The 6,713-nt window shown below is 60.2% G+C and carries 8 protein-coding genes and 1 pseudogene; all 9 read left to right on the top strand.

What is annotated here, in order from left to right; all coding sequences use genetic code 11:
* Positions 1–823, top strand: an 823-nt coding sequence (locus tag VF436_RS07095; protein WP_330903307.1) for a CpaF family protein, incomplete at its 5' end; no start/stop codon positions are given.
* The gene (locus VF436_RS07090; protein ID WP_330903306.1) at positions 820–1,674 is read left to right on the top strand and encodes a type II secretion system F family protein; all 855 of its coding nucleotides are present in this window, start codon (positions 820–822) and stop codon (positions 1,672–1,674) included. The genes VF436_RS07095 and VF436_RS07090, both read left to right, overlap by 4 nt.
* Complete coding sequence (locus VF436_RS07085) at positions 1,671–2,561, top strand: type II secretion system F family protein (RefSeq protein ID WP_330903305.1); 891 nt, start codon at positions 1,671–1,673, stop codon at positions 2,559–2,561. The genes VF436_RS07090 and VF436_RS07085 overlap by 4 nt, the downstream gene beginning before the upstream one ends.
* Positions 2,561–2,914, top strand: a complete 354-nt coding sequence (locus VF436_RS07080; protein WP_330903304.1) for a DUF192 domain-containing protein — start codon at positions 2,561–2,563, stop codon at positions 2,912–2,914. Before VF436_RS07085 ends, VF436_RS07080 begins: the two co-directional genes overlap by 1 nt.
* Positions 2,911–3,441 carry a tetratricopeptide repeat protein gene (locus VF436_RS07075; RefSeq protein WP_330903303.1) on the top strand — a complete coding sequence of 177 codons (531 nt, stop codon included), beginning with the start codon at positions 2,911–2,913 and terminating at the stop codon, positions 3,439–3,441. The genes VF436_RS07080 and VF436_RS07075 overlap by 4 nt, the downstream gene beginning before the upstream one ends.
* Entirely contained in the window at positions 3,438–4,280 is an 843-nt protein-coding gene (locus VF436_RS07070) for a TadE family protein (protein WP_330903302.1), read from the top strand. The genes VF436_RS07075 and VF436_RS07070 overlap by 4 nt, the downstream gene beginning before the upstream one ends.
* A 39-nt stretch (positions 4,281–4,319) precedes the next feature.
* The gene (locus VF436_RS07065) at positions 4,320–5,420 is read left to right on the top strand and encodes a pesticin C-terminus-like muramidase (RefSeq protein WP_330903301.1); all 1,101 of its coding nucleotides are present in this window, start codon (positions 4,320–4,322) and stop codon (positions 5,418–5,420) included.
* 28 nt (positions 5,421–5,448) lie between these two features.
* A complete protein-coding gene (locus tag VF436_RS07060) occupies positions 5,449–6,135 on the top strand; it encodes a hypothetical protein (protein ID WP_330903300.1) in 687 nt (228 codons plus the stop codon).
* Positions 6,136–6,372: 237 nt separating this feature from the next.
* Positions 6,373–6,713 (top strand): annotated as a pseudogene (locus tag VF436_RS07055) (hypothetical protein); the annotation flags it as partial.

Genomic DNA, 6,713 nt, shown 5'->3' with positions numbered 1-6,713 from the left:
GGCATTGCGTGGTCCCAGCATCAGCATCCGAAAATTCAGCAAACGTAAACTGGGAGGGCAGGATCTGCTGAACTTCGGTTCCATCAACGAATCGATGCTCGAGTTCGTGCAGATGGCGGTCCGCGAACGCAAGAATATCGTGGTGACAGGCGGCACCGGCTCGGGCAAGACCACCTTGCTCAATATCCTGTCCAACTTCATTCCGGACGACGAGCGCATCGTCACCATCGAAGACGCCGCGGAGCTGAGGCTGAGCCAACCCAATCTGGTGTCATTGGAGGCGCGTCCGGCCAACCTCGAGGGCAAGGGCGTGATTACCATTCGTGATCTGGTGCGCAATGCCTTGCGCATGCGCCCGGATCGCATTGTGGTAGGCGAGTGCCGTGGTGGCGAGGCGCTGGACATGCTGCAGGCGATGAACACCGGCCATGAGGGCTCGCTGACCACGGCGCACGCTAATTCGCCGCGTGATGCACTCTCGCGTCTGGAAGTGATGGTGCTGATGTCCAGCATGGACCTGCCGATGATGGTGGTACGCGAGCAGATCGCATCAGCCGTCGATTTGATCATCCATCAGCGACGTTTTCCCTGCGGCTCGCGCAAGGTAACCAACATCTGGGAGATCACCGGCATCGAGAGCGGCACAATCCAGACCCAGGAGCTGTTTTCCTTCCGTGCGCGCGACCAGGGGGGTCCGGGTGGCAAGGTTCGTGGCGACTTCGTCGCCACGGGTGCGGTGCCAGAATTCTACGAAGAACTGGCCGATCGCGGCGTACCAGTGAACCTTTCCATCTTCAAGCCACCGGGTGAAGCAAGCGCATGAACATGTCGCTGTTGCCAGTCATTCTGACGACCTTCCTTTGCGTGACTCTTGCCGGTTATCTGCTGGTGCGAAGCTCGGTCGCATTCTGGGGACGTTACCAGGAGGCGTTCACGGAACAGGCGCGCTTCAATCTGGCCGACATGTTCATGTTCATGGATGTGCAGCACCTGTTTCGTGTCAATGCAGCGACCATGGTGCTGATTCCGTTGCTGCTGTGGCTGGTGACAGGCAACCCCCTGTTGGCCGTTGTGGCCTTGGTGCTGATATGGGTGCTACCCAAGAAGATCTATCGATGGATGAAGCAGCGACGAATCGACAAGATTCAGCATCAATTGCCCGATGGCCTGATGATGCTCGCGGGCAGCCTGCGTGCTGGCCTCGGCTTCACCCCGGCACTCGAAAGCCTGGCGCGCGACATTGATCCGCCGCTGGCGCAGGAGTTCGCACTTGTGCTGCGCGAACAGCGCATGGGTGTGAAGTCGGACGAAGCGCTCGAGCATTTCAATGATCGGGTACCGGTGCAGGACGTGGCATTGTTTGTCTCGGCTGTTGGTATCTCGCGGGAAGTGGGCGGGAACCTGGCCGAGAGTATGGCCTCGCTGGCCGACACCCTGCGCCGTCGCCTGATCATGGAGGGCAAGGTCAAATCCCTGACCGCACAGGGACGCCTACAAGGCATCGTGATGGCACTGATGCCGGTAGGCATCATCGCGTTCCTGAGCTTTGCGTATCCCGACACCATGCACGCGATGTACCACACGCCACTGGGTTGGGCCGTCATGGCCGTGGCCGCGGTGATGGAGTACCTCGGTTACCGCATGTGTCGCAAGATCATGAGTATCGACATATGAGCGCGGTGGTGGTGCTCATTGCGCTGCTCGCTGCCGGCTGTGCCGGCTTGGCGTTCTGGGCCATTTACGGCTTCATACGTGAAGTGCCGGAGGCCGATCGCAACTATCAGGATCCGTTGCCGTTCGGCCTGCGCCTGCTGTGGCCGCTGGTGAACGCGGCGACCTTTGTGCTCGCGCCGCGCCTAGGTGCCGACAAGCTGGAGAAAGCCCATCGCGAACTGCAGACCGCAGGCCAGGATTTCGTGCTCAGCCCGGAGCAGCTATATGGGTTGCGTGCAACCAGTGCCGGTGTGGCTGCGGTGTTCTTCTGGCTGTTGCTCGAACTGCTCGACAAGCATGGCATCCTGCTCTATGCCTGCACAGTGATTTTCGGCGCTGCGCTGGGCTGGTTCTATCCGACGCTCTGGTTGAGTGAACGACGCAATCGGCGACGGCGGCTGGTCGTCAAGGATCTGCCGGTCTATCTCGACTTCATCACCATGGCGGTGGAAGCCGGCCTCAACATCACCGGCGGCATTGAACAGGCGACCCAGAAGGGACCTCCGGGGCCGATGGCCCAGGAATTCACTCGTCTGTTGCGCGACGTGCGCTCCGGCCTGCCACGCGCTGAAGCGTTGAAGCGCATGGCCGAGCGCATGGACATGTCGCAGATATCCAGTTTCACCGGCACCCTGATCCAAGCGGACCGTGTCGGTGCCAGTCTTGGCGCCACCTTGCGCGCGCAGGCCATGCAACGTCGTGAGGAACGATTCCTGCGAGCCGAGAAACTGGCGCTGGAGGCACAGGTGAAGATGATGCTTCCGCTGGTGATGTTTTTTTTCCCGCTGATCTTCATGGTGCTGGCCTATTTCATCTATCTGCGCATGAAGCAGGAGGGCATCTTCTGATGAAGCTCGGCGCGCTCTACCGCAACGGACATTGCGTGGTGCCGCGCACGTGGCTGGCGGACACAGCCTGGAGCCGCCTGTGCGGTTTGCTGGGCCGACCGCCGCTGCGTCCGGATGCAGAAGAGGCCCTGCTGCTGTCGCCTTGCGGCGCGGTGCATACGATTGGCATGCGCTATGCGCTGGACATCGTTTTCCTGGACCGGATCGGACGGGTGCTGGATTGCCATGCTGCGTTGTCACCTGGACGCATGCGCCATTGCCGCGGGGCGCGACTGACCCTCGAACTTTCGGCAGGCAGCCTTGCCCGCTTGCGTCCGCAGCGCGGCGAGGAGTTCAGATGGAAAGCCACATGAGACATCGCCCGTCGGTTGTCTGCGTGCTGCCGCTCAGCCTGTTGCTGGCCAGTTGCGCCACGGCGGGGCGGCATCATCAACTTTCCAATCTGGCCTCCACGCAATGGCAGGCTGAGCAAGCCTATGCACAGGGCAATCTGCAACAGGCGCTCAAGGGCTACCAGGCATTGATCAAGGCCATGCCGAAACAGGCGGATTTCTGGTTCCGTCTCGGCAATGTCCAGTTCCGGCAAGGGCAGCCGCACTATGCGGCCAAGTCATACCTGAAAGCGTTGCAGATCGATCCGGGCAATCAGGGTGCCTGGTACAACCTGGGCATTGTGCGTCTGCGCGAAGCGGAGGCGGCCTTCGTGCAGGCTGCACAGCAGGGCAGGCCGAGCGATCCGCTGCAACAGCGCAGCACCGGCATGGCCGACGGCATTGCGCATCTGACAGGCGTCAAGCCTGGTCAGACAGCCAGGATCGAGCAGTCCCCTACACCACCTGTTGCGTCGTCTGTTGCCACGCCAAAGGGAGACGGGACATGAACCGACACGTGCGTGGCATGCAAAGACAGTATGGCCAAGGTCTGATCGAGTTCATCATCACGATTGCGGTGCTCGGCCCGCTGTTGCTGGGCATCTTCCAGGCGGTCCTGCTGTATCGAGCCAAGACTCTGCTGGACTACGCGGCCTTGCAGGCCGCGCGTAGCGGGGCGACGAATTTTGCGCAAATGGACGCCATGCAGACAGGTCTGGCGCGCGGCCTGATGCCCTTATATGCGACTGATGCCAGCGCCACCGGCGCATTGGCTGCCTATACCAAGGCGTTGGCGGAGATCAAGCTGACCAGCAAGATACCGGGCGCGGCAATCGCGAGTATTCAGATCGTCAGCCCCACCCAGGCCGCTTTCGACAGCTGGAAGGTGAAGCAATTCGACGGTACCGACGCTATTCCCAACGACAGCCTGGCTTACCGCGGCGGTGCGGTGAAAAGCGGCATGACAGTGCAGGATGCCAACATCCTCAAAATCGAAGTGCACTACAAGTACCCGCTGATCGTGCCGCTGATCGATAGCATCATCGGCCACACCGCCGGCGCGCTGGACCCGATACGTACTGCCGAACATGGCCACAAAGTCTACAGCCTGGACATCGTGGCACAGGCGATCGTGCGCATGCAGACACCGATTCGCGACCGCAGCTTGCTGGCATCCGGCAATGGTGGTGACGGCAATCAAGGGTCGGGCGATGGTTCCGGCGGCGACCCCGGAAGTGGTAGTTCAGGTGGCGGCTCGGGTGATGGCGGCGGATCCAACGGTGGTTCGGGCAATGACGGAGGCTCAGACGGTGGTGGCAGTGGGGCGCCACCGCACGTCTGCACCTAATCAGTGAAGGGAAAGTGGATTTAAGGAAGAGAGGGTGGCATGGATTCTCGAAGGACACTGCTGCACGTAGCGGGCCTGCTGGTCTTGATCGGTATGGGCCATGCTGCCCCTGTGACCCAGGTACCCGCAGCCAAATTGCCGACCTATGGCGCAACGACCTCATTGCCACCGTCAACGCTGGCATTGCCGGCGAATCCGTTTGCAGTGAGCGCCGGCAACGCGGCTCAAAATTGCCCTCAAGTGGGGATATGCCAGCCGCAGCCCCTACCGACATGCCCACATGTCTGCATTCCTTTGCAGGCGGGAGAGACTCCGGCCCAGGCTGTTGCGGCATTCGAGGCGGAGAATCATTGTGTGGTGGATGCGTCCGGTGATAGCGGGAATCCAGGTGAGGACGACCAAGCCTGTACCGAAAAATGGCGCGAGAGCGAGACCTTTCTGCAGACCAGCGAAGGTGCACTGGTCACCAAGGGCTACGTGCCCAAGTACACGCGTGATGTCAAGAAGAACGGCAAGGTCATCCACAAGAAAGGCGAGGTGATCGGACAAAGCGGCGTTACGGTCAGTACGGGGGTGGACTTGGGGCAACAAAGCTCGGCGGGTACCCGCAAATTGATCGAGAATTATGTCAAGGACAAGGGCAATCCCGACAACGTGGACGTTGATGCGCTCGTCAAGAAACTTGATCCTTACTTCGGCAAAAAGAAGCAGGACGCGGTAGACGCACTGGACAAGACTCCGCTTACCGTCACCGATGGAGAGGCGCGCCTGCTTGAGCAAGCTTTCGGTTACGACACTCAGACGCGTGTGGCCAGACAGTTCGATGCCAACAATACCAAGGGGATGAGCTTCAAGAAGTTGCCTGAGGAGGCGCAGACGGTCATCATCGATTTCGCGTACCAGTACGGGACCAGCGACTCCAAGGGCAACGTCCGGCAGACATTCTGGAAGTACGTATACGATGGCGACTGGAAGAAATTGGCAGATTGGCTAAAGGGCAATCCCGATCCCTATACAAGCCGTCGCAAACGCGAGAGTGACCGCCTGCAGAGCGGCATCGACAGCAAGAGCTTGCCGACCTCCGGGGATCCCTGTGCGGACTCCGGTGCCGGCGACCAGTCGAATGCCGGCGGCGAATGAATCAGAATCGATGAAAGGAGACATATCCATGGCCGGAATCCGGCGAATCGTTCAAGCCGCATGCATCGCTGCACTGTTCCAAGTTTGGGGATGCATGGCCGCACCGCAGGGCGTCCAGTCTTCCAATGTGCCGGATGACACCGCCATTGAGGCTTTCACGGGTGATGTGGCACTAGCATTTCCCGGTGAAGACAAGGATGCCGTACCGGTATCCGACCGCATTCTCGACGGGTTCCAAGCCGGACCCACTCGCTTGGCCTTGGCCGATGGTGATGTGATCTACTGGGGCTTCAAGTTCCAGGAAGCCAACCTGCAATCGGTGGCCATCTATGACGCGAAGGGTCACCCGCGCCTGCTGGCGGCGGTGGACAACATCGTGCGCGTGGTCGGTGGCAGCGCGCCGCTAGGTACGATGGAGCAATACCAGCACGCACTTAAAGACAGTGGAGTTACGCCTGCAGTCAGTGTGTTCGTGCGTGAGCCAGGGGATCTGGTTACCTACTTGCCGTACCTGAAGCGCTGGCTGCAGGCCGACTTGCTCGGCTTCAATGTGCACTGCGACAAGCCCGGCATGGCTGACGCCTGCAAACTGGCCAACCAGATCGCTGTTCCGATCCAAGCATATGCACTGATGCCGAAGTCGGGCGCACCACACATGCTCCAGGTCCCCAAAACCGCGGCAGCCAGCGTACCACTGGGAAGCTTCGTGCAGTAGTCGTGCGCCGTTGACGGAGGCCATGCACATGCATATCGCTTGCTATGTGGCTCTCGCTTTACTGGTCATGCGGGAGGTTCTTTGCGCAATCCAACAATTCTTGCTTCGAGTGTAATTCTTGCCATAGGGCTGGTATTGACTGGCTGCTCGCGAGGCCCGAGTGGTGCGGCGACGCATGTTGCAGAGACGGCCACCGCATCGGTGATGGACCCTGCTGCGCAAGTGGATTGGGCGGCCATGAAGGATTTCTGGGATCGCTCCATGGCTTTGCCCGGGATTGACACTGGGCCAGCGAATAGTGCTAAGCGCATGCTTGTTTACTTCGATCCCAATTGTCCCGAATGCGCGAAGCAATGGCAGATTCTCAGGCCATACCTGCAGCAAGTCCGCATCCACTGGATCCCGATCGCTTTCATGAGCGCCACAAGTAAACAGCGTGCGGCGGCGATCTTGGCGGCAGCGGATCCGGCGCAGGCCCTGGCTGACAATGAAGATCATTACGACTTCAAGGCGCAAACCGGCGGGTATGCACCGCCGCAGGCGACCCCGGCGTCTGCCGTGCATGCCATCGAAATCAA

The organism is Dyella sp., assembly GCF_036384435.1.
GTDB lineage: Bacteria > Pseudomonadota > Gammaproteobacteria > Xanthomonadales > Rhodanobacteraceae > GSA-30.
Note: the sequence above shows the minus strand (reverse complement) of the source record. Positions and strands in the feature narration are given on the sequence as shown.